Annotated in this window: 21 protein-coding genes and 1 tRNA gene; 16 read left to right on the forward strand and 6 right to left on the reverse strand. The window is 67.1% G+C overall.

Annotated elements, in window-relative coordinates:
• On the forward strand, nt 1-709 hold a 709-nt coding region (locus AC1DXV_RS10235; RefSeq protein ID WP_477933448.1), incomplete at its 5' end, for an NAD-dependent epimerase/dehydratase family protein.
• Between the two features lie 49 nt (nt 710-758).
• Here the strand turns inward: AC1DXV_RS10235 and AC1DXV_RS10240 are convergent.
• Together AC1DXV_RS10240 and AC1DXV_RS10245 are read right to left on the reverse strand one after the other, a co-directional pair.
• Nucleotides 759-1,823 carry a S1C family serine protease gene (locus tag AC1DXV_RS10240; RefSeq protein ID WP_477933450.1) on the reverse strand — a complete coding sequence of 355 codons (1,065 nt, stop codon included), beginning with the start codon at nt 1,821-1,823 and terminating at the stop codon, nt 759-761.
• Nucleotides 1,824-1,910: 87 nt separating this feature from the next.
• A complete protein-coding gene (locus tag AC1DXV_RS10245; RefSeq protein ID WP_477864214.1) occupies nt 1,911-2,501 on the reverse strand; it encodes a rhomboid family intramembrane serine protease in 591 nt (196 codons plus the stop codon).
• A gap of 90 nt (nt 2,502-2,591) precedes the next feature.
• On the opposite strand from AC1DXV_RS10245, the gene AC1DXV_RS10250 reads away from it, so the two are divergent.
• The 10 genes from AC1DXV_RS10250 (at nt 2,592) to AC1DXV_RS10295 (ending at nt 15,243) form a co-directional block, all read left to right on the forward strand.
• Nucleotides 2,592-2,676: transfer RNA gene (locus tag AC1DXV_RS10250), tRNA-Leu, on the forward strand.
• Between the two features lie 222 nt (nt 2,677-2,898).
• Nucleotides 2,899-5,424 carry an ATP-binding protein gene (locus AC1DXV_RS10255; RefSeq protein ID WP_477933452.1) on the forward strand — a complete coding sequence of 842 codons (2,526 nt, stop codon included), beginning with the start codon at nt 2,899-2,901 and terminating at the stop codon, nt 5,422-5,424.
• A gap of 239 nt (nt 5,425-5,663) precedes the next feature.
• Complete coding sequence (locus AC1DXV_RS10260; RefSeq protein ID WP_477933454.1) at nt 5,664-8,525, forward strand: ATP-binding protein; 2,862 nt, start codon at nt 5,664-5,666, stop codon at nt 8,523-8,525.
• Nucleotides 8,526-8,668: 143 nt separating this feature from the next.
• Complete coding sequence (locus AC1DXV_RS10265; protein ID WP_477864217.1) at nt 8,669-9,568, forward strand: helix-turn-helix domain-containing protein; 900 nt, start codon at nt 8,669-8,671, stop codon at nt 9,566-9,568.
• 91 nt (nt 9,569-9,659) lie between these two features.
• Nucleotides 9,660-10,334: an SDR family NAD(P)-dependent oxidoreductase gene (locus tag AC1DXV_RS10270; RefSeq protein ID WP_477864218.1), complete on the forward strand. Its 675-nt coding sequence runs from the start codon at nt 9,660-9,662 to the stop codon at nt 10,332-10,334.
• 23 nt (nt 10,335-10,357) lie between these two features.
• Entirely contained in the window at nt 10,358-11,809 is a 1,452-nt protein-coding gene (locus AC1DXV_RS10275; RefSeq protein ID WP_477933457.1) for a carotenoid oxygenase family protein, read from the forward strand.
• Nucleotides 11,806-12,924 carry an SMP-30/gluconolactonase/LRE family protein gene (locus tag AC1DXV_RS10280; protein WP_477933459.1) on the forward strand — a complete coding sequence of 373 codons (1,119 nt, stop codon included), beginning with the start codon at nt 11,806-11,808 and terminating at the stop codon, nt 12,922-12,924. Before AC1DXV_RS10275 ends, AC1DXV_RS10280 begins: the two co-directional genes overlap by 4 nt.
• A gap of 44 nt (nt 12,925-12,968) precedes the next feature.
• A complete protein-coding gene (locus AC1DXV_RS10285) occupies nt 12,969-13,742 on the forward strand; it encodes an alpha/beta hydrolase (RefSeq protein ID WP_477864221.1) in 774 nt (257 codons plus the stop codon).
• Nucleotides 13,743-13,793: 51 nt separating this feature from the next.
• On the forward strand, nt 13,794-14,003 hold the full coding sequence (locus AC1DXV_RS10290; RefSeq protein ID WP_477864222.1) for a 2TM domain-containing protein: 210 nt from the start codon (nt 13,794-13,796) through the stop codon (nt 14,001-14,003).
• Nucleotides 13,996-15,243, forward strand: coding sequence for an MFS transporter (locus AC1DXV_RS10295; protein WP_477864223.1), 1,248 nt, complete (start codon nt 13,996-13,998; stop codon nt 15,241-15,243). Before AC1DXV_RS10290 ends, AC1DXV_RS10295 begins: the two co-directional genes overlap by 8 nt.
• Nucleotides 15,244-15,414: 171 nt before the next feature.
• Here AC1DXV_RS10295 and AC1DXV_RS10300 read toward each other — a convergent pair whose 3' ends face one another.
• On the reverse strand, nt 15,415-16,155 hold the full coding sequence (locus tag AC1DXV_RS10300) for an SDR family NAD(P)-dependent oxidoreductase (RefSeq protein ID WP_477933461.1): 741 nt from the start codon (nt 16,153-16,155) through the stop codon (nt 15,415-15,417).
• Between the two features lie 81 nt (nt 16,156-16,236).
• Between AC1DXV_RS10300 and AC1DXV_RS10305 the strand changes: the two genes are divergently transcribed.
• From AC1DXV_RS10305 to AC1DXV_RS10325, 5 genes are all read left to right on the forward strand, one after another.
• Nucleotides 16,237-16,887, forward strand: coding sequence for a TetR/AcrR family transcriptional regulator (locus AC1DXV_RS10305; protein ID WP_477933463.1), 651 nt, complete (start codon nt 16,237-16,239; stop codon nt 16,885-16,887).
• A 256-nt stretch (nt 16,888-17,143) separates the two neighbouring features.
• Complete coding sequence (locus tag AC1DXV_RS10310; RefSeq protein WP_477864226.1) at nt 17,144-17,479, forward strand: DMT family transporter; 336 nt, start codon at nt 17,144-17,146, stop codon at nt 17,477-17,479.
• 75 nt (nt 17,480-17,554) lie between these two features.
• On the forward strand, nt 17,555-17,980 hold the full coding sequence (locus AC1DXV_RS10315; protein WP_477864227.1) for a DUF4124 domain-containing protein: 426 nt from the start codon (nt 17,555-17,557) through the stop codon (nt 17,978-17,980).
• 13 nt (nt 17,981-17,993) lie between these two features.
• Entirely contained in the window at nt 17,994-18,563 is a 570-nt protein-coding gene (locus AC1DXV_RS10320) for a dihydrofolate reductase family protein (protein ID WP_477933465.1), read from the forward strand.
• Nucleotides 18,564-18,590: 27 nt separating this feature from the next.
• Complete coding sequence (locus AC1DXV_RS10325; RefSeq protein ID WP_477864229.1) at nt 18,591-19,166, forward strand: hypothetical protein; 576 nt, start codon at nt 18,591-18,593, stop codon at nt 19,164-19,166.
• 244 nt (nt 19,167-19,410) lie between these two features.
• Here the strand turns inward: AC1DXV_RS10325 and AC1DXV_RS10330 are convergent, their stop codons facing one another.
• From AC1DXV_RS10330 to AC1DXV_RS10340, 3 genes are read right to left on the reverse strand one after another with little or no spacing between them, the layout of a single operon-like run.
• Nucleotides 19,411-19,887, reverse strand: coding sequence for a class I SAM-dependent methyltransferase (locus AC1DXV_RS10330; protein ID WP_477933467.1), 477 nt, complete (start codon nt 19,885-19,887; stop codon nt 19,411-19,413).
• Nucleotides 19,888-19,894: 7 nt separating this feature from the next.
• On the reverse strand, nt 19,895-21,073 hold the full coding sequence (locus tag AC1DXV_RS10335; protein ID WP_477864231.1) for a DUF4382 domain-containing protein: 1,179 nt from the start codon (nt 21,071-21,073) through the stop codon (nt 19,895-19,897).
• On the reverse strand, nt 21,070-21,897 hold the full coding sequence (locus AC1DXV_RS10340; protein ID WP_477933469.1) for a DUF6502 family protein: 828 nt from the start codon (nt 21,895-21,897) through the stop codon (nt 21,070-21,072). Before AC1DXV_RS10340 ends, AC1DXV_RS10335 begins: the two co-directional genes overlap by 4 nt.
• Nucleotides 21,898-21,940: the final 43 nt, after the last annotated feature.

The raw sequence follows: 21,940 nt of genomic DNA on the forward strand, positions 1-21,940 counted from the left end.
GGACGATGCGGCGACGCTCGGCCGCCTCGCCGGCCTGGCCGACGCGGTGCTGCACCTGGCGCCGCCGCCGGGCGAGGGGACTGGCGATCCGCGCACCGCGGCGCTGCTGCACGCGCTGGCCCGTTCGACGCGCGTGCGCCGCATCGTCTACGGCAGCACCAGCGGCGTGTATGGCGATGCCGGCGGCGCGCGCTTCGACGAGACCCGCGCGCCCGTGCCGGCCAGCGACCGGGCGCGGCGGCGCGTCGATGCCGAAGCGCGGCTGCGCTGGCATGGGCGGCGCTTCGGGGTGTCGGTGACGATCCTGCGCATCCCCGGCATCTACGCCGGCGACCGGCCGGGCGGGCACCCGCGCGAGCGCCTCGCGCGCGGCACGCCGGTGCTGCGAGCCGAAGACGACGTGTACACCAACCACATCCATGCCGACGACCTGGCGCGCGCGTGCATCGCGGCGCTGCACCGCGGCCTGCCGCAACGCGTGGTGCACGCGAGCGACGACACCGAGCTGAAGATGGGCGACTACTTCGACCTGGCCGCCGACCTGTGCGGCCTGCCGCGCCCGCCGCGCATCACGCGCGACGAGGCGTGGCAGCAGCTGCCGGCGATGCAGATGTCGTTCTTGTCGGAGTCGCGCCGGCTCGACAACCGGCGGCTCAAGCACGAATTGCGGCTGCGGTTGYGCTACCCGACTGTGCGCGACGGCCTGTAGCCCGGATGCCAATCCGGGACGGATCGACGAACCCGGATTGGCATCCGGGCTACACGCCCAGCGACTGCGTCAGCGTCTTCATGCGGTCGGTGGCACGCGCCTTCAGCGTCTGCGTCTCGTCGCCGCGCTGCACCTCGAGCGTGACCTCGCGCTCCGGCGTGCTGCCGCGCCACAGCGTCTTGTAGAAGCGCTCCAGCCCGCCGACCGCGACGCCGTCGATGCGCAGGATCAGGTCACCGGGCTGCAACCCGGCAGCCTCGGCCGGGCTGCCGCGGTTCACCTTGACGACGCGCACCTGCCCGCCGGATTCGACGCAGTTCACGCCGAGCCAGGGCCGGTGGCTCATCGCGGTGCTGCCGCTCTCGCGCATCTCCTTCAGGATCGGCTTCAACAGGTCGACCGGCACGAACATGTTGCCGGGCAGCCGCGGCGCGTCGGCGCCGGCGGCGTCGGCGACGATCAGCGAGCCGATGCCCAGCAGCTCGCCGTTGGCGTTGAAGAGCGCGGCGCCGCTGTGGTCGGCGCGTGGCGGCGAGGTGAACAGCGCGCCGTCGATGTGGTACTCCCAGTAGCCGGAGAACGCACGCCGCGACACGACGCGCGCGAGGCTCAGCTCGCCCTGGCCGTCGGGCGAGCTGCCGCTGACGATCATCACCGGCTCGTCGGCCGCGAGCTGGCTCGTGTCGCCGAGCGGCGCGGGCGGCAGGCGCAGCGGTGCGAGCGGTTGCAGCAAGCCGAAGCCGGAGGCCTGGTCGTAGGCGACGACGCGGGCCGGCACGATGCGCGCGGAGTCGAGCTGCAGGTCGACTTGGTCGGCCTCGAGGATCAGGTAGCCGATGGTGAGCACGAGGCCATCGGTGCCGATGACGACACCAGAGCCGAGGCGCAGCCTGCCGAGGGTGTCGGCCGAGGTGGCGTGGCCGAGCGCCTGGACCTGCACGCCGACCACCGCGGCGGCGGCGCGGGCGAGCAGCTCGCCTTGCTCCTTCAGCGTGGCATCGTCATCGGCGGGTGCTGCCGCGAGCGCGGCGCTGCACGCGGCCCATGCCCCGAGCAGCCAGCCGGCTGCCCACCTGCGCGCGATGCGGCGCGTTGCCTGAAGCCGATCGTTCATGGGCGCCTCCGAACGAGAAACTCGTGCGGTGAGCATGAGCGCTTCGGCCCGCCCCTGGGTGAGGCGGGGGCTTTCCGCGGCGTGAAATCAGCGCCGGCCGAACGGCGGCTGACCGCGCCAGTAGCGGATCATCAGCCAGCCGCCGAAGATGCCGCCGAGGTGGGCGAAGTGGGCGATGCCGGGCAGCCAGCCATTGAGCCCGAACAACAGGGACAGTGCACCGTAGACCAGCACGAAGGTCTTGGCCTTCATCGGGATCGGCGGGATCAGCGGCACGATGATGCGGTTCGGGAACATCATCGCGAAGCCGAACAGCAGGCCGAAGATGCCACCGGAAGCGCCGACGGTCGGATAGGTTGCGCCGGCGACGGCTGCCACGATGAGCTGGAAGCCGGCCGCCGCGACGACGCTGGCCATGTAGAACTGCAGGAAGCGCTTCGGCCCCCACAGCCGCTCGAGTTCGGAGCCGAACATCCACAGGCCCAGCATGTTGAACAGCAGGTGGTTGAAGCCGCCGTGCAGGAAGCCGTAGGTCACGATCTGCCAGGGCAGGAAGCCGGCGCCGATCGGCCACAGCGGCAGGAAGCGGTCGACGAGGTAGCCGGCGATGTACTGCAGGCAGAACATGCCGACGTTGATGAGGATCAGGGCCTGGGTGACGGGAGGCAACGAAGGCATGCAAGGTCCGCAGCAAGGGAAGGGGCGCCAAGCGTACCCGGTTTGGGGATATCCCAGAAAGGCTGTGGCAAACTCTCACCCCCTGCACCGGCCTCGGTGGCGAAATTGGTAGACGCGCGGGACTCAAAATCCCGTTCCGCAAGGAGTGTCGGTTCGATTCCGACCCGAGGCACCAGAACCCCTTTCTGGTCTGCGCCACAGTGCGCCAAAACCAAGCAGAGATCGAAGATGGTCGCGTGGGCAAGGTGCCTCGCAGGACCCTCCGACCTCAGATCGAGGGCGGCAACCGGCMCCTCATCAAGGAGTTGGTGCAGCTCCTCGGGCTGGCGCGGTCCAGCCGCCCACGCTGGATGGATGACAATCGCCGCGAGGCAGGTTCACCAAAGGGGGCCTTGTTGTGGGAGAGCCGATTCGTTGCTACCGGTTCGACCGCTTCGAACTGCAGCCTCGCGAGAGACGCCTCGTCGAGGCCGGGTCGGTGTTGCCATTGCGCCCTCTGGCATTTGACGTGCTGGCAGTGCTCGTCGATCGGGCCGGGCACCTGGTGACCAAGGACGAGTTGCTGCAGCGTGTGTGGGGCAAGGTGGTGGTCGAGGAAAATGCCTTGCAGGCGCAGGTCTCGGCGCTGCGCAAGTTCCTGGGGCCGCAGGCGATCGCGACGGTCAGCGGACAGGGCTACCGCTTCGCCCTCGCCGTGACGCCGATCGAAGAAGCAGCGCAAGCGCCGGCAGCGGCCAGGCACAACCTGCCGCAAGCGCTGACAAGATTCATCGGACGCGAGAGAGAGATCGCCGAAGTCCGACGCTTGCTCGGGTCCACCCGACTGTTGACGCTCACCGGTGCCGGCGGTTGTGGCAAGACCCGGTTGGCACTGCAGGTGGCGCATGCGGTGCACGAGGGCTATCCCGACGGCACCTGGCTGATCGAGCTGGCGCCGCTGACCGACCGGACGCTGATCGGCCAGGTGCTGGCCAAGGCACTGGCTGTCGAAGCGCAGCCGGGGCAGGACGTGGTCGACGCCGTGAGCGACTGGCTGGGTTCGCGGCGGGCGCTGCTGGTGCTGGACAACGCCGAGCACCTGGTCGATGCCAGTGCCCGACTGGCCGACCGGTTGTTGCGGCGCTGCATGGGGTTGACGGTGCTGGCGACCAGCCGCGAGCGGCTGGGTGTCGACGGTGAACTCAGCTACCGCGTGCCGCCCATGACGACCGCGGAAGGCACGATCAACGAGGACCTGCTGGGCTGCGAGGCCGTGCGGCTGTTCATCGATCGCGCGCGGCTGCGGAGTCCCGGGTTCCAGGTCGCGGACGGCGAGGCGGCTGTGGCGGCGTCGATCTGCCGACGGCTGGATGGCATCCCGTTGGCCATCGAGCTGGCGGCGGCGCGGGTCGACATGATGTCGCTGGAGGCTTTGCAAGCCCGGCTCGATGACCGTTTCCGGGTGCTGACCGGGGGCTCGCGCACGACGCTGCCGCGCCACCGCACCCTGCGTTCGTTGATCGACTGGAGCCACGAGCTGCTGGGCGACGCGGAGCGGACCGTCCTGCGGCGTGCGTCGGTCTTCGCCGGCGGCTGGTCCCTGGAAGTGGCCGAGAGGGTCTGCATCGGCAATGGTGTTGGACCGGAGGCCGTGTTGGATCTGCTGACCTCGCTGGTCGACAAGAACCTCGTTGTGGCCGAGGCGCAGGGCCGGGAACCGCGTTTCGGCATGCTGGAGACCGTGCGCCACTATGCGCTGGAGCGCCTGCGCGACAGCGGTGAAGAAGCGTTCGCGCGCGAGCGCCAGCTCGCCTGCCTGGTCGAGATGGCCGCCGCCGTCGACGTGCCCGACTCTGCCGCGGCGCTGCAAGCCGCGTCGCGGCTCGATGCCGAGCACGACAACACGCGCACCGTGCTGGCCTGGTGCGCGAGCGAACCTGCCCGTGCAGTCGGTGGCCTGCACCTGGCAGGCCTGCTCGGCATGTTCTGGCTGGTCCGGGGCCCTCATGGTGAGGAGGTCGCCTGGCTGAAGCGGCTGCTGGACACGGCACCGGCCGGCGTTCGTGCCGACCTGCGCGCCATGGCGCTGAATGCGGCCGCCATCTGCCAGCTGGCGCAAGGCGACCAGGCGGAGGCCAAAACGTCCGCAATGGCGTCGGTATCCCTGTATCGGCAACTGGGGGACCGCCGTGGGCTCGGGCGTGCGCTTGCCACCCTCGGCGAGGCCTACGGGTACCTCGGCGATGCGGTGATGGCCTGCAGGCATAACGAGGAAGCCTTGTCGCTCGCACGCGAGGTGGGCGATCGGCGCGACACCATGGACGCACTGATGAACCTGGCACTCGGTGCATACCAATCGGGCGACCTGGATGCCGCGCAGGCATGGACGGTCGAAGCCCTGGACCTCGGCCACGCCGCCGTCGGACCTTGGCTCGTGGGGGATATGCACATGATCCAGTCTGGCATCCGACGCGAAGTCGGAGATCTCGAAGGTGCTCGAGGCGCGATCCGTGAATCGCTGAAGTGCTACCGCGAGTGCGGACATCGTGCCGGGATCGCGATGTCACTGATCCAGCTCGTCAGGGTGTCGCTGGACGCAGGGGACCTGGCCTCGGCCTGGATCCCATGGCGAGAGGCATCGGACTGGATGCCCGGCGGCAGCAACTATTGGGTTGAGTGGCTGGACACGGCAGCCGGCCTCGTCGCTGCGTCCGGTAGAGCGGCCGACGCGGCGCGACTGTGGGGCTGCGTGCAACGCCAGCGCGAACAACGGTCGCTGCTCTCGCGGCCGCGCTCTTACGTGGCGATGCAAGGCGCGGCGCGTGTTGCGCTGGCTGACGATGCGGCGTTCGATCGCTCCTTGGCCGAGGGCCGCACCTGGACGCTGGACGAGGGGGCGCGAACAGCATGGACGCTCGACGCAGCGCCCCACCCAGGCCGCTGAGGCGCTCCGGCGAAACCTGCCTGTTGGCGCTCATGCCCATGGCGTGCATTCGACGAGCCCGAGGCTTGCCTCCGGTATCAGGAAAACATCAGAAAACTCAAAGGACGTGTGCGCACCGGCCATGAATGATCCCGGAGTCGGGCCGCGTACGACGGCAGGGCGCCAGTCCTGGCACCCAAGCGGGTCGTCGACGAAATCTCGGGAGAATTGACAGTGGGCCACGATGACGGGAGCTGGCCGTGACCAGCGACTCAACCCGGAAAGCACCTCGCCATTTCGCGTTCGAAGCCTTCGTGCTGAGTCCCGATCGCCAGTTGCTGTTGAGGGATGGCGCTCCTGTTCGCATCGGAATCCGCGCATTGGACATCCTGACTGCTCTCGTCGAGCGGCCGGGCGAAGTCGTCAGCAAGCGCGATCTGATGGATCGAGCCTGGCCAGACGCCGTCGTGGAGGAGGAGAACCTCAAGGTCAACATGGTGGCGTTGCGACGGGTGCTGGGCGACGAGGCAGGCGCTGCCAGGTACATCGCGACAGTCACGGGGCGAGGCTATCGATTCATTGCGCCCGTCCAGACCGTAGAGCTGCCGGGATTCGGGCCGCACGCTGCATCGCCGGCAGCAGGCAGCGGGAGGTTGCCCACCGAAACTGCGCGAATCTTCGGAAGGGCGCTGGCCATCGAAGGCATCCGGCGCGGCCTCGATGAGGCTCGGATCGTGTCGATCGTCGGCGCCGGCGGCATCGGGAAGACGACCATCGCGGTCGCGGCGGCTCATGCAGCGGCAACGCAGCGTGCCGATGGCGCCGCATTCGTCGACCTGGCGATGATCAGCGACCCGCAGTTCGTGCCAGCGGCGATTGCTTCGGCGCTCGGCCTCGGCGTGACGAGTGGCGATCCGCTGTCGAGCGTCGTGCATGCCTTGCGGCGGCAACAGAAGATCCTGCTGTTCGACAACTGCGAGCACCTGCTGCCTGCGGTGGCGGCTGCCGTGGCGAGGCTGGCGGGGCACCTCGATGGCGTTCGCATCCTCGCGACGAGCCGTGAGCCCCTTCGGATCCGGGGCGAGCGGGTGCATCGCCTGCGCGGGCTGGAATGCGACCCGAGCGAACACCCCGCAGCGGACGAGGCCCGCAGGTTCCCTGCCGTCGAACTGTTCGCCGCACGCGCTGCCGAGCGCTCGGGCTATCGACTGACGGATGGCGACGCCCCGGCGGTGGCTGAAATCTGCCGGCGGCTCGATGGCAATGCACTGGCGATCGAACTGGCCGCGACCCAGACCGCTGCCTTCTCTCCCGTGCAGATCCTGCTGATGCTCGACGACAGATTCCGGCTTCTCAGGCTCGGCCCACCCGGCGCGCCGCTGAGGCAGCAATCCCTGCTGGCGACCCTCGACTGGAGTTACGGGCTCTTGTCGGAAAACGAGGCCGCCCTGCTGCGCGCCATCGCGGTGTTCGCCGGCACCTTCAGCGCCGACGGAGCGAGCGCCGTGTCCGGCGCAAACCCTGCGGAGGTGATGGATGCGCTGTCGCGGCTGTCCTCGAAGTCGCTGCTGGTGATGGACACCAGAAACGACCTGTTGACCTACCGCCTCCTCGAGACCACGCGCGCCTACTGCCTCGAACGCCTGCGGGTGAGTGCCGAGGACGCCACGGTCCGCGATCGCCATGCAGAACACATGTGCGCGGTGCTCGAGCGGGCCGCCGCGGATTGGGAACGCAGCGAGTTGCACGAATGGGAGGCCTCCTACGGGCACTGCCTCGACGACCTGCGCGCTGCGCTCGCCTGGTCTGGCCGCGATGAGGCGCTGCGATCGCTGCGCATCCGCCTGACCGCCGCAGGCGTCCTCCTCTGGAACCACTTGTCGCTGACCGAGGAATGCCGCCGGCACGTCGGCGAGGCCGTCGCGGAGCTCGACGCAGCCGGGCAATCCGGAACGGCGGTCGAGATGCATCTCCAGATGTCCCTGGCAGGCAACACCCTCTTTGCCCGCGGCCTCACGCCCCAGGTGATGAGCGCGATGCATCGAGCCCTGGACATCGCGGTCCGGATCGGCAACGTCGGCGCCCGGCTCCGATGCCTGAGGACAATCGGTGCGTGCGAGATCATGGGGGGCCGCAACGACGACGGGATCCGCACGCTCGAGAGCTGCGCGTCGATCGCCGCCACCGTCGCCGCCGAGGATTCGTCGGCCGCGCGAGAGCGGGAGAACTATCTCGCCATCGGGGAACTGTTCGTCGGCAATCTGCGCAGCGCGAGGCAGCGTCTCGAGCGGCTCTACAACCCCGACGCACGCGACTTCAACGACTCGCGACTCGTGCGCTTCCTGGTCTACCGGAACGTCGATCTCGGGAGCGTGCTGTCGCACACGCAGTGGTTGACGGGCTTGCCCGAGACGGCTGCGCGCACGGCGGCTGCCACGGTCGATGCCGCGCTCCGGACCAGGTACTGGTTCTCGGTCAGCAACTGCCTGTCGTGGGCGTGTCCGATCTTCTTCCTCTCGGGACATCACGACGCATGCAGCGACTACGTCGAGCTGCTCGAAGAGCAGGTGCTTCGGCATGGCATCGGCGTCCGCCGCCCGGTGGTCGTCTTCTATCGCGCAGCGCTCGCCTGCGGGCAGGCCGTCGTGCCCGCGGAGGGAATCGACGACCTCGCGCGGGGGATCGAGGAGTTCCGCGCCATCAACTACCTGGCGCGAATGCCCTTCTATCTCGGCGTTCTGGCCGACGCCCTCACCAGAAGCGGCCGTCTCGGCGAGGCACAAGCCGCGATGCGGGCCGCGCTCGATTGCGCCGTCACCCAGAACGAGCGTTGGTGCGTTCCGGAGTTGCTGCGCATCCGCTCGTCCATCCTCGCGGCCACCGGCCGGGCGGCGCAGGCCGAGGCGTTGCTCGCCGAGTCGATGGCGATGGCGGTGGAGATCGGCGCTTTGTCATGGCGGCTGCGGGCAGCCAACGATCTGGCCAGGCTGTGGCAGCTGCAGTCGCGGACGGCAGACGCTCGCGCGATGCTGCGACCCATCCATGGCGAGTTCACCGAAGGCTTTGCGACGCGCGACCTCGCGGTCGCGACCGACCTGCTCGCACTGCTCGAAAAGCCCTGAGAAACCGCAAGCCGGCATGAGTGGCACGCACTGCGTTGGGGCGGCCTGCACTTCGGCAGCGCAAAGGCCTAACCGCACTTAACTTGATCGGCAGGGCTGGCCCCGCGATCCTCGTGGCACACCCGCCGCCAGAAGGATCGTCGATGCCGCTGCAGACACAAAGTGATGTGAAGTACGCCAGCAGCGAGCTGCTGGCCGGAACCACGGAGTGGGACACGCTGCGCGCCGAGCACCGGCAGGTGCCGGGCGGCGTCTACAACCCCGTCACGTCCAGTTGCACCGAACTCGTGATCATCCTGTCCGGCCAGGGCACGGTGCGGCGCACCGGCGATGGCCAGCGGCAGGAGCGTGTGGCACTCCCCGGCACGAGCTGGCTGGTGCCGGCGGGTACCCATGAAACGCAGCTGGAACTCGACGCGCCGCTCGAATGCCTGCATCTGTTCATGCCGGCCAGCCTGCTGGAACGAAGTGCCCTGGCCGACTACGGCATCGATCCCGAACGATGCCGTCTCGCCTATGCGGCAGCGGTCGCCGACCCCGTGATGGCGCAACTCGGGGGCTCGCTGCAGGCGTTCATGCGCAGCGGCAACCGGCACGATGACCGCCTCTTCTGCGACGGCATTCGCACCGCGGTTGCGGCACGCCTGATGGGGCACTACACGGTCGACCGCTGGCGCGTGCCGCCACCATCGCCAACGCTCGACCGCCGGCGGTTGAAGCGCGTGCTCGAGTTCATCGAAGCCCACCTGGCCACCGCGCTGTCGCTGGACGGCCTGGCCAGCCAGGCCTGCCTCAGCCCCTTCCATTTCGCCCGCCTGTTCCGCGAGGCGATGGGCGTGCCACCGCATCGCTACGTGAGCGAACGCCGGGTCGAAGCGGCCAAGGCGATGCTGGCTGACGACGGTGCGTCGCTGGCGCAGATTGCGCTGGACACCGGCTTCGCATCGCAGGCCAGTTTCACGCGTGTCTTCGGCAAGGCGACCGGCGTGACGCCGGGCCAGCATCGCGCGCTGTGCCGCCACCAGCGCCTCGAGCTGGATTGAGCTTCATGAGCTCAAGAGCGCAAACGCGGGAAAGGGATGCGCAAGATCTGCGCATACGCACGAGGACCCTTCCACTAGCCTGTGTTTCATGATGAGACTCAAAGACAAAGTGGCCCTTGTGACGGGGGCGGAGGCGGGGATCGGGCTCGCGGTGACCAAGCTCTTCGTCCAGGAAGGAGCAACGGTGTTCGCGAGCGACCATGCGGCCTCGAACAACCGCTCGCCCGATGTCTGCGCCTTGGAACTCGATGTCACCAGCGAGTTGGCATGGCAGAGCGCGGTGGACCGCGTCATCGAGCGAAGCGGGCGGCTCGACGTGCTGGTCAACGCGGCCGCGGCTGCATCGTACGAACAGCTCGACGATCTCTCCACGAGTTCATGGATGTGGTCGATCGCCTTGAATCAGACCGGCGTCTTTCTCGGCATGCGCGAGGCCGTGAGCGTGATGCGGCGGCAGAAGGCGGGCGCCATCGTCAACATCGCGCCGGCGCTGCACCACCCGCCGACGAGAGAGGCGTACGCGTGCCACGCCACCACCGGTGCCGTGCGCAGCATGACCAGGAACGCGGCCCTGGCCTGCATGACGGACAACATCCGCGTCAACGTGGTGCTGTCCGGCTTCGTGCAGGCGCCCATGCTGTGTGGCATTGCGCCGGTCCAGGTCGCCTATGGGTGCCTGTTTCTGTGCTCCGACGAAGCCAGCGGCATCAGCGGCGCCGAGCTGGCCATCGACGGCAGCGGCCCGGTGGCCGCACCCATTTCGTGAGAGCCCCACGGAGCGCAGACGCCATGCAGCAGACTCAACGCCGTTCCCGCGAGCTCGAATCGATCGCGCCGTTCCGGCGTTCGCCCGACGTCCCCGAGCCGCGGGACGCCGACATCGCCGGCACGGTGCCGTCCTGGCTGCAGGGCGACCTGCTGCGCACCTGCCCCGCCGTGTTCGCACAGGGCTCATGGCAGGCGCAACACTGGTTCGATGGCCTCGGCCAGATCTACGCGTTCCGCATCGGTGCTTCGACGGTGCGGTTCCAGTCGCGCCTGCTCGACAGCGAGGCCGCCCGCGAGATCGCAGGCGGCCGTGCGAAGCTCTCGTCGTTCGGCACGCCGACGGAGCGCTCAGCCTGGCAGCGGCTGCTGCAGCCGGTGCAACGCAGCACCGACAACACCAACGTCAACATCGTGCAGATGGGTGACGAGGTCGTTGCCCTCACCGAAGGGGCGCGGCAGTTGAGCATCGACGCGGCGTCGCTGCGCTCGCTGGGCGTCCGGCCGTATGGACCTGACGGACTCGGCGGCAACGTGATGAGCGCCCACCCGCATCGCGACTTCGCGCGCGGGCAGGTGGTCAACCTGGCGACGAGCTTTGGTGCCGGCGGAGGTGTCGTCTCGGTCTACGAGCACGATGACCGCATGCACGTGCGCCGGGTTGTCGGATCGTGGCGCACGGACCGCGTGCCCTACCTGCATTCGTTCGGCCTCACGCCGACGCGCGCGGTGCTGCTGGCGCATCCGTTCGCCGTGCGGCCACGGGACATGCTCTGGTCCAACCGCGGCTACATCGACCACTTCGAGTGGCGCCCGCAGGACGGCACGCGGCTGATCGTGATGGATCGCGGGAGCGGGGCGACGACCGAGCATGAGGCCGACGCGATGTTCGTGTTCCACACCGTCAACGCCTTCGAGCGCGATGGCGAGACGGTGCTCGACGCGCTGGCCTATCCGGACGCGACGATCATGGAAGACCTGCGCGTTGCCCGCATGGCCGAGCGGCTGCCCGACCTCAGGCCGAAGCTGGTGCGCATCACGATGCGGCCAGGCCGGCCCCGTGCCGAGGTGCAGATGCTCGGCGACGCGGCGTTCGAGTTCCCCTGCATCCACTACCGCAGGTCGAGCGGAAGCGACTACCGCTACGCCTGGGGCGCGGCCGACGGCCCACGGTCCGAAGGCGGCTACGCGTCGTCCATCGTGAAAGTGGACGTGCACAGCGGCCAGAGCCGTGCCTTCAGCGACGGCGAGCGCATCTACGGCGAACCTGTCTTCGTTGCCCGTCCGGGCGGGGTCGACGAAGACGACGGCGTGCTGCTCACCGTGGGGTGCAGCCAGCGCACGGCAGGCTCGGCGCTGTCCATCCTGGACGCACGCGACATGATGCTGTTGGCCCGCGCGGAAGTGCCGGCGTCGATACCGCTGGGCTTCCACGGCTCCTTCATTGGCGAACGCGAACAAGGAGGCCGGCCATGAAGCGTCGATCGACTGGCAAGGTGCTCGCGGCCGCGGTGGCGCTGGCAGCAGCCGGCGCCGCGGCCTACCTCTGCCTGTGGCCGGTGCCCGCCGAGCCGGTGGCCTGGCCTGCACCGCGGCCGCCCGGCTACGTGGGACCTCACGCGCCCAACGCACGCCTGGCCGGGTTGCACAGGATCGACATCGGCACCGACTTCGGCCCCGAGCACATCGCCCTCGGGCCCGACGGCAAGCTCTACGCTGCAATGACCAGCGGAACGCTGCTGCGCATGGATGCCGACGGCGGCCGGCGCGAGGTGTTGGCCGACACCGGGGGGAGGGTGCTGGGATTCGACTTCGACGCCCAAGGCCGCATGCTGGCCGCCGATGCGATGAAGGGGCTGCTCGCCATCGGTCGCGATGGCCGGGTGGAACTGCTGGCCGACCGCGTCGGCCCCGACGACCCGATCCGATATGCCAACTCGGTGGTCGTCGCGCCGGACGGCACGGTGTACTTCACCGACGCCTCGTCGCGCTTTGCGCCTTCGCACTGGGGTGGCACCTACGAGGCCAGCGTGCTCGACATCCTCGAGCAGGCCGCCACCGGCCGCGTGCTGGCCCACGACCCGGTGGCACACGGCACGCGTGTGGTGGCCCGGGGTTTCTCGTTCGCCAACGGCATCGCGCTGTCGGCCGACGGGCGCACGCTGTTCGTCGCCGAGACCGGCCGCTACCGGATCTGGAAGCTCGATGCTGCGGCACGCGGCATCGACGTGCAGCGTGCCACGCCCCAGGCCCGCGTGCTGCTGGACAACCTTCCCGGCTACCCCGACAACCTGATGCGCGGCCGCGACGGGCGAATCTGGGTCGGCCTCTTCAAACCGCGCAATCCCGCCGCCGACAGCCTCGCCGAGCGGCCCTTTCTGCGCAAGGTGCTGTTGCGGCTGCCGCGCGCATGGCTGCCGCTCGGCAAACCCTACGGCCACGTCTTCGCGATCGACGGAGACGGCCACGTCGTCGAAGACCTGCAGGACCCCACCGGCGCCTACCCGGAGACGACTGGCGCCACCGAAACCGCGCAGCGCCTGTACATCCACAGCCTGCACGCACCGGCCATCGGCTGGCTCGCGCGCTGACGCCGGTTTCATCACCTGTTCCAACCCGCTGAAGGAGCCTCGTCGTGAAGAACCCCATCCACCTGCTGCGCCTGATGGTGCCGCTCGTCGCGGCACTGCTGGCAGGCGCGCCGGCCTGCGCTCAACAACCCCTGGAGAAAGCCAAAGTGAAAAACGTCGTTCTCGTTCATGGCGCCTGGGCCGATGGCTCGGGCTGGCACCGCGTGCACGATCTGCTGCGGGCCAAGGGCTACGCCGTCAGCATCGTGCAGAACCCGCTCACCTCGCTGGCGGCTGACGTGGCCGCCGTGCAGCGCGTGCTGGCCCGGCAGAACGGGCCGGCCCTGCTGGTGGGCCATTCCTACGGCGGCGTGGTGATCACCGAGGCGGGCAACGCGCCGAACGTGGCGGGGCTCGTCTATGTGGCGGCCTTCGTGCCCGATGCGGGCGAGTCGGTGGCGTCGATGCTCGAAGGCGGCGCCCCGCCCCCGGTGCAGCCCTCGGCCGACGGCTACCTGTTCTTCGACGCCGCCGTCTTCCCGCAGGCCTTCGCGCAGGACCTGCCGCCGGCACAGGCCGCGTTCCTGGCCGCGGCGCAGATCCCCCCGGCGGTGGCCGCCTTCGAGGCCAAGGTGTCGCAGCCCGCGTGGAAGACCCACAGCAGCTGGTACGTGCTGAGCACCGAAGACCGCATCATCCCGCCGCCCGCACAGCGCCAGATGGCGGGTCGAGCGAAGGCGTCGATCAAGGAGGTGCGGGCCAGCCACGCCTCGTACATCTCGCAGCCCGAGGCGGTGGCCGAGGCCATCGACCAGGCGGCGCGGGCATCGGTTCGATGAATCGGGCGCCCCGGCACGCCGCCGGGGCGATGCCCGAGACAGGAGGAAAACGTGAAGAAGCTCGACCTCTCGGAGCGCAAGCGTGGCTTTCGCATTCACTGGATCGTGTTCGTGCCGAGCATGGCCCTGCTTGCCGGCATCAACCTCTGGACCGGCGCACCCTATTGGGTGGCGTACGTGCTGGTGAGCTGGGGCATTGGCGTTCTCGCTCATTGGTGGTTTGTCCTCGGGCCGGGCGCACCGGAGAACCACCATGCTTGAAGAAGCCTACGAACCGCAGTGCAAGTCCGCGAAGATGCATTGCAACGATGCGCGCCAGCTCAGCCGAAAGACGCTGACCCTGCTGACGCTGGCACTCGGAACGTTCTGCATCGGAACATCTGAATTTGCCAGCATGGGAATCATCCAGCTGTTTTCAGCCGAACTGGGTCTCGATATTTCAACCGCGACGCATGCGATCGAAGCCTATGCCTTCGGTGTCGTGCTCGGTGGGCCTGCCGTGACGATCCTGGCGGCGAAGTTGAACCGCAAGAATCTGCTGCTGGCCCTGATGGCGATCTTCGTTCTCGGCAACGTGCTGTCGGCCGTGGCGACCGGGTTGGGAAGCTTTGCGCTCGCACGCTTCGTGAGCGGCATCCCGCAAGGCGCGTACTTCGGCGCAGGCGCCGTGGTCGCCTCCTACATCGTCGGGCCTGGCCAAGGTGGGCGGGCGTTTGCCCTGGTGATGACGGGCCTGACAGTGGCGACCATCGTCGGCTCGCCGCTGGCGGCGCTGCTGGGCCAGACGCTGGGCTGGCGCAATGTCTACGTCGCCGTATCGGCACTGGGTGTGCTGTCGTTCATCGCCCTGTGGATGTGGGTGCCACGCTCGCGCGCGTTGGACGGCGGGCCGGTGTTGCAGGAACTGCGGGCTTTGAACCGCGCGCCCGTCTGGACGATGGCGGCCGTGGCTGCGTTGGGCGTGGCCAGTATCTTTGCCGTGTACACCTTCATCGGGCCATTCGTGACAGACGTTGCCGGGCTGGGCGCGCGATGGATCCCGATCGCATTGGCCCTCTTTGGCGTCGGCATGACAGCAGGCAACGTGGTCGGCGGGTGGCTGGCGGACCGGCATCCCTCGCAAGGTTTGAAGGCCGGTTTCGGCAGCGCTCTGGTCGCGCTGGCGATCCTGGCCGTGGGTGGCGAAAGCGCCTGGGTGCTGATGGCGGGCATGCTTGCCGTGGGCGCCACGATGATGGTGGCGATCCCCACCATTCAGGTTCGGCTCACGCAAGCTGCGCCGGATGCGCCGACGATGATGGGCGCGGTGAACCTGGCGGCCTTGAATGTCGCGAACGCGATCGGTGCATGGGCTGGCGGCCAGGCCATTGCGCAGGGATATGGCCTGCTGTCCGCGGTGTGGGCCGGGTTCGCGCTGACCCTGGCCGGGCTCGTGCTGTTCCTGCTGCTGTCGCGCAAGCCCATCGACGGCAGTCGGTCTCGCGTGCTCTACCCGCTCTAGGACCGATTCCAAGGCAGACCCAAGGTGCATGACGCGGTTGGTTTTTGCTGTCGACATAACGTCCGGTGACTGACCGCTGCATGCAGGCTGGTTGCGATCAGTCAGGTAGAAGTCCTTGAGGTCGACGCCAGGCATAGGCTTTCTCCATCGAGAGGCTTGGATGCCGTCGACTCAGGCGAGCAAGCCGCCATCGACGTTGATGATGGTTCCCGTCAGATGTCGCGCTGCAGGACTCGCCAGGAAGCTCACGGCGGCGGCGATATCCGCCGGTTCGGCGTAGCGACCCAGCGGCGTCAGGCTGCGCTGCCAGTCGGAGCTCTCCCCGTTGGACGGGTTCATGTCCGTGTTGGTGGAACCTGGCTGGACGAGATTGGCGGTGATGTCCTTCGGCCCAAGTTCCTGCGCAAGGCCGCGCGTGAAGGATTGCAGCGCCGACTTGGTCATGTAGTAAATCGTCCCCGGGGTTCCGACGATGCGCTCCGCACCGGCGGAACCGATGGTGATGACGCGACCGCCCGCGCCCAGGTGCGGGATGGCGGCCTGGGTCGTCAGCACCGGGCCGCGCACGTTGACCGCAAGCAGCGCGTCAATATCGCTGACGCTGAAGTCGGCGATGGTGTTGTAGAGCGCGATTCCGGCGTTGTTGACCAGGATGTCCAGGCCCCCCAACGCGGCCACGGCTTCCTCCACCGACCGCTTGATGGCGATCGGATCCGCACTGTCAGCCTGAATCGCCGCGCCACGCTGGCCCAGCTTTTCGATGGRAGACACCACGGCGTTTGCCCTATCGGCCGAGTTCTGAAATGTCAGGGCAACGTCGGCACCGTTCTCGGCCAACGCCATCGCAATGGCGGCTCCGATGCCTCGAGATCCCCCTGTGACCAGGGCGCGTTTTCCAGCAAGGGTTTTCAAGGAATCATCCTTTGTGCAGTGATCGATGCACAAATGGTAGGATTGCGACATCGGCTGGTCAAGCTATTTCTGCAGTGATCGATGCAAAAAAAGATCATCCCTTCAAAATCCGCCACCCGCGTACCTGCCGCTCGTGGCCGACCGCGCGAGTTCGACCGCGAGGCGGCATTGATGAGGGCCATGCGGCTCTTCTGGATCAAGGGCTACGAGGCGACTTCGATTGCCGATCTGACCACGGCTTTGGGTATCGGTTCGACCAGCCTCTATGCCGCGTTCGGCTCGAAGGACGCGCTGTACGCTGAGGCGCTGCGCCTGTACTCCGCGACGYATGAGGACCTGGTTCTGGGGCGCTTCCGCCAGGCGCCTACGGCCCGCGAAGCCGCATTCGCCTACCTGTGGGATTCGGCCGCGGCGATGACAGGCTCCGATTGCGATCTGCCACATGGCTGCCTGGTCACGCTTGGCACTGTCGGAAGCGATGGCCATACCGAACTCGCGGATCTGATGAGGACCACGCGAGGCGGCGCCTTCGATGTGCTCGTGCCGCGCATCGCACAGGCGGTCGCTGAAGGCGAACTGCCGAAGACTCTCGATGTCCACAAGCTCGCGAGGTTCCTGCAAACAGTCCAGAGCGGCATGGCCATCCGGGCACGCGATGGCGCTGCGAGAGAGGAACTGCAGGCGGTTGCCGAGATTGCGATGGGCGGATGGGACGGGATGGTTCGACCATGAACAAGCTCCTGGAACAGAGCAAGGGCAAGCGGAGCTGGTGGCGGTCAGCCCGCAAGGCCGGGCACACCTCGAGGCGCGGCGCACAAACAGTGCTCCACAAGGAGCGCTTGCCGAAAGAGTCGACTCCGTCCCACGCTCTCAGTCGTGGCTGCTCCGAAGTCAGAAGCTAAACTGATCGTGCTTCAGGTACCGCTTACCCAACTGCTGGCGCCACTCGGTACAAGTGGTCGGCTTGCACGTTCAGTAGGGGTACCGCATGAAATCAACACTCGTGGCCTGGTCGGTTCTGGTGGCCAGCGTAGTTGCGGAGGTGGCAGGTACCGTGGCACTCAAACACTCCAGTGGGTTCACGAAGTTTCTTCCGGCTGCCATCGCAGGCTTCTTCTATGTGGTCGCAATCTGGCTGATGGCCATGGCGATGCGGCAACTGGAAATGGGAGTCACCTATGCAGTGTGGGCTGCGAGCGGAACAGCAGCCATTGCATTGGTCGGCATCGCTTTCTACGGGGAGCAAACTTCGGCTCTCAAGCTCGCAGGTCTGGCGCTCGTGGTTTTCGGCGTAGTCCTGCTGAACCTGGAGGCCCAGTCGTGACGCCTGGCCCTTCAATCGGGAGGCAAACGTCAGGCGCTGCAAGTGCATTCAGTTCCGATTGAGAAGATCCACGCCATGAAAACACCGTTCGGTTTATTGCTGTTGACTACGATCTGGTTTCCTTGCCATGCAATGGATGTCTACAAATGGACTGACGCAAAAGGCCAAGTCCACTACGGCGACGCCGTCCCGGAGGGAAAGGCAAGCTCCGCCAAAGGCATCTCAGTGAAAGGTGGCCCCGTGTCGGAGGCGGACAGGAGGGCTGCGACAGAGCGCCTTGCCCAGTACAGAGAAGATCTGGCGCGGGCCAGCCCCGAAGCTGCAGCCGCGCCGGCCGCGACAACGCCAAAGCCAAGGAAAACGCCTTGCGAAGAGGCTTGGGATGCCTACAACGAAAGCTATGCATGCTTTGATCCGTACCGCATGGGCAAAGGAACAATCCGGCTGGAGGCCTTCCAAGGCTGCAAGGAAGTCAACCGGCCGCCCGAGGCATGCAGATAGCAGGAGACCCCAAATGTCCACATCGGTACTCTTCATGTCCATGTCACTCGACGGATACATCGCTGGCCCGAACGACGAAGTGGGCAACCCCGGCGGCGACGGATTCGATCGATTGCACGAGTGGTATGGGGACTTCTCCCGACCATCTGGGGCGGTCGGACAATTGTGGGACGACTGGAACTCACCTGGCGCGATTCTGGCGGGGCGGCGCACTGTGGAGCAGATCGATCACTGGGGCGGTGACAATCACGGTGTCCCGATCATCGTCCCCAGCCACCGGCCGCCGGGCCCTTCGGTAGCGAACTATCCGTTGGTGACATACGTGCCCGACGGCATCGAGCGCGCAATGGCGCAGGCAAAGGCGGCCGCCGGGGATCGCATCGTGCTGATGCTTGGCGCGGACACGGCGCAACGGGCGCTCGAGGCTGGTGTGCTGGATGAGTTGCAGATCCACCAGATCCCGGTCCTGTTCGGTGGTGGCCGCCGGTTATTCGAGATGTTGCCTTCGCGCGTCGAGTTGGAGATTGTCCGGGTGATCGACACCCCGGAGGCCACCCACATCCGCTACCGCGTTCGTCGCTGAGTGGGCGTTAGGCAACAGGAGGCGGTAGTGGCAGATTCTTTTCCAGGCTTCATCACTGTCAACGATCTGCCTTATGCAGATCGAGTGAGTATTTTCTCTTCCGGGCTGGGTCTTCACTTCAGGCCGGGTGACCGAGCGGGTTTGTACATGCGAAAGATCGGCATATATCCCATGCCGGCGGCCTTCCTGATCGCCGATCCGCAGCGCATGCAAAGTGGCTTCTTTTACTCGATGACCGGAACCAAAGTGGGTGGGTGTTCCGAGGGGCCACTTGGTCACCCTGGTGATGGGGAGTACGACGCATGGCCTGTTGTCGAGTTCACAGTCGCGGCGAAATGTACGAGCAAGGCGTTGACGCTTGGCGTGTCGGGCACTACCGGGGAAGGTACGAGCGGGTTCGAACATCCAGAGCCACTCAAGCCATGGAAGTTTCATATCGAGATTCGAATCCCTCGAGATGCAATTGCTGATGCTCTAAACCTGTCAGAGCCCGAGCAGCGTAAATTGCAAGAAACCTGGAGCCATTTCGATGCGGCTGCCTACCCTTCAATCGAGAGGACGCCACCCGGCAAGCCGGGCGCCGCCTCTCCTCTCCAACGTTGAGCGATCACTTTCCGGACCCTTGCTCAACCTGAGCCAATTTCCGCTTTGGGGTCGATAGCTCCAGTTCGCGCAGTCGCGCAGCCGACATTCTGCGAAGAATGCCGCGCACTCATTCCGAATCCGCTCAACCGAGCGCCAGCTGGCACACGGCCTCCCAGGGAGCAGATCACCGAAGAGACAAGATCGAATGGGCACAGCGCTGCGCAGTCAAGCTGCGCTCGCTGATGACTGGGAGTCTCTGGGGCTATGTCGTCTCAGGCGGCCGGCTGACGTGACCCGCCACCAGGGTGGTTCCGCCCGCGCGAACACAACGGTGCATCTTGTCGACATACCGTGCTCTCTGTGCTTCGCATTGCATCGTTCCGTAGTGGTTCCCATCGAACCAGACGTCGTAGGCGTGATCCGGCAGGTCGACGTCGACGACGTCTCCCACCTTCCATGCCACGTACTTGGAAAGCGAGYCGAACCGCTGCTTGAGGTCTTCGATGACAGCGGCAGACTTGTCGACGACCGTCAGTTCGACATTGCTCTCCAGCAGGAGGCCTTCGAGATCCGACCGGTTCTCTCCCCCGATGGCAATCACGGACAGGCAGGTCGAGCGAACGCCGGTGGAACGGCCGCCGTTGCGGTCCTCCCACACGGCAGTCGAGAGAGGTCCCCATCCTGGCGTGAAGGCGCGAGCCTGGGATCGCAGGGGGTTGGCTTTGGTTTTCGGCAGCATGCAGGCGTCAGGGGAATGTGAAGTTCAACGGAGCGACAGGGGCGGATGTGTCCACTGCCTGCGCTTTCGAGGCGCCGGAGGAGGTGGCCACCACGGTGTAGCGACCCGCCGCTCCCGCGTCTGCCACGAAGTTCAGCAGCAGTGGATCTGCGGCGTAGGGCGATGAGACCGGCGCACCGTTGGGCAACATCAGCTGGAAGCTGCCATCGAGGCCGTCAACGATGCCGTTCTGGACATCGACCGTGATGCTGCCGCCCAACGTCTGAAGGGCGCGAACAGTGGCCGATGCCGGCGTCACCGTTCCGGTCACCTGCCGGTCGGCGGGCGTGGAGATCGACGGGGCGATCGGCACCGCGGCACTGGCAACGTAGGTATACGCGGTCGCGGTCACGGGCACGCCTGTCGTCACCGCCGTCACATGCCCTGCGGCACTGACCACGAGGTCGTAGCTTCCGATGGGAACGGGGTACAGCACGAACTTGCCGGTCGCATCCGGGGCGGTGGCCTTGACCATGGTGCCGGCGCTTTGCACGGAGACCGTCGTTCCGGCGATCGCCATGGAGGGGTCGACGTAGCCGACCACCCGCTGCCCGGCATCGGACAACACCGTCGTCGCGGACAGCACGGGCTTCAGGTTGTAGCGGCCGGAGTTGCCGAGCCGAACGACGGATCTGCATGCGTCGAAGTCGAGGGCGAGGTCGACGACCTTGCCGACGGGAACCTCCACATCCAGGTTCAGCTTGAGACCGCTCTGCTGGGCGCTGGGAGTCTCGAGCGCCGTCTCCTGGCCGCCCATCGGCACGACCGAGTTGGCCAGCGGGTGTGCCGCGTCATTCGCCGCCAGCACCAGGCGAAGCTGGGTGTACCGGCCCGCCGGCAACGAGGTCTGCCCCAGGTCTTCCAGCACGCCATTCGTGAGCGTCAGCAAGTCGATGCGGCGGGCCGGCGACAGCACCACCTCCGACCAGCCGCCGTCATCGTCACCCGCAGTCGGGCTCTGGTTCACGCGAACCCGCTCGATGGTGACATTCACCGCCTCGTAGCCGCACGCCGGGGCATCGCCGATGGAGACCCGCATGGTGCCCGCATCCTGGCCCGTTCCGCCGATTCCGCCGCCACCGCCACAGCCCGCGGCGATCAAGACGGATGCGACAAGGCTGGCGCCGGCGATTCTGAGTGTCTTCATGTCGAACCTCTTTGCGTGTCGGGAGCCGCCAGCGGCTCCTCGAAGTAATAGATGCCGAGCCCGACGCGGGATCGCGGGACGGCGGGCTGTCCCGGCTCGTCGTCGACATCGTGCGCCGCCAGCCAGGCGTCCAGGGTCTCGAGCAAGGCTTGAGCCTTGGTGGCGCTGATCTTCCGGAACGCCCCCAGGTCGCGGGTCGGGATGCTGTCGTACATGACCTTGCGCTGATAGCGCGGGTCGGTCGAGCCGTGCTGGATGTTGTGGTCGATGGTGTCGACCAGGTCCGAGGCATCGCGCCCCAGGATGCTCAGTTTTTCCAGCACGCCGGCTTGCGGGACGTACGCGCGCTGCAGGGGCTCGATGAGGCCGTCTTCGCGCCTGCCGATCGCGCCGACGCGAAGCAGCTCGTCGAGCACGGCCCGGGCAGGCATGTCGCCGCTGTGCCGTTTGACCAGCGTGGCAAAGCTGCGTTCGCCGTCGATTTCGACGGCGATGGGCTGGCCGGAGCCGTCGAGATAGTCCGGATCGCGAATCCACCCGGTGAGGACGCGGGCCGCGCGGTTGTACTCCTGCGCGGTGGCGGCGCTGTCAGGACCTTCGCTTTCCAGCAGGCGTTGAACATCCTTGCGGGAGAGGCCCGTCAGGATCGATGCGCGGGAGATCGAGGCCTTCTTGCCTGGCAGCGCGAACTCCTGGAGCGCAACCTCGACGTAGACGTGCTTCGCCAGCTCCTGGAAGGCTGCGAAGGGGATCGAATGGCGAAGCAGCAGCCGCACCAAGGGCCGCAAGACACGGGTGACGGCGCTGGCGACGGCGTTCTGCACGGCAGTCGATGGATTCATATTTGGGATTTTTATCCCAAATATT

This window comes from Rhizobacter sp. P3_C12 (genome assembly GCF_056402735.1).

Excerpts from the sequence above, each read along its gene's own strand:
- AC1DXV_RS10335 (WP_477864231.1), bottom strand. The coding sequence starts at position 21,073 with ATGAAGACACTCAGAATCGCCGGCGCCAGCCTTGTCGCATCCGTCTTG.
- AC1DXV_RS10280 (WP_477933459.1), top strand. The coding sequence starts at position 11,806 with ATGAAGCGTCGATCGACTGGCAAGGTGCTCGCGGCCGCGGTGGCGCTG.
- AC1DXV_RS10315 (WP_477864227.1), top strand. The coding sequence starts at position 17,555 with ATGAAAACACCGTTCGGTTTATTGCTGTTGACTACGATCTGGTTTCCT.
- AC1DXV_RS10295 (WP_477864223.1), top strand. The coding sequence starts at position 13,996 with ATGCTTGAAGAAGCCTACGAACCGCAGTGCAAGTCCGCGAAGATGCAT.
- AC1DXV_RS10245 (WP_477864214.1), bottom strand. The coding sequence starts at position 2,501 with ATGCCTTCGTTGCCTCCCGTCACCCAGGCCCTGATCCTCATCAACGTC.
- AC1DXV_RS10265 (WP_477864217.1), top strand. The coding sequence starts at position 8,669 with ATGCCGCTGCAGACACAAAGTGATGTGAAGTACGCCAGCAGCGAGCTG.
- AC1DXV_RS10270 (WP_477864218.1), top strand. The coding sequence starts at position 9,660 with ATGAGACTCAAAGACAAAGTGGCCCTTGTGACGGGGGCGGAGGCGGGG.
- AC1DXV_RS10240 (WP_477933450.1), bottom strand. The coding sequence starts at position 1,823 with ATGAACGATCGGCTTCAGGCAACGCGCCGCATCGCGCGCAGGTGGGCA.
- AC1DXV_RS10275 (WP_477933457.1), top strand. The coding sequence starts at position 10,358 with ATGCAGCAGACTCAACGCCGTTCCCGCGAGCTCGAATCGATCGCGCCG.
- AC1DXV_RS10310 (WP_477864226.1), top strand. The coding sequence starts at position 17,144 with ATGAAATCAACACTCGTGGCCTGGTCGGTTCTGGTGGCCAGCGTAGTT.
- AC1DXV_RS10320 (WP_477933465.1), top strand. The coding sequence starts at position 17,994 with ATGTCCACATCGGTACTCTTCATGTCCATGTCACTCGACGGATACATC.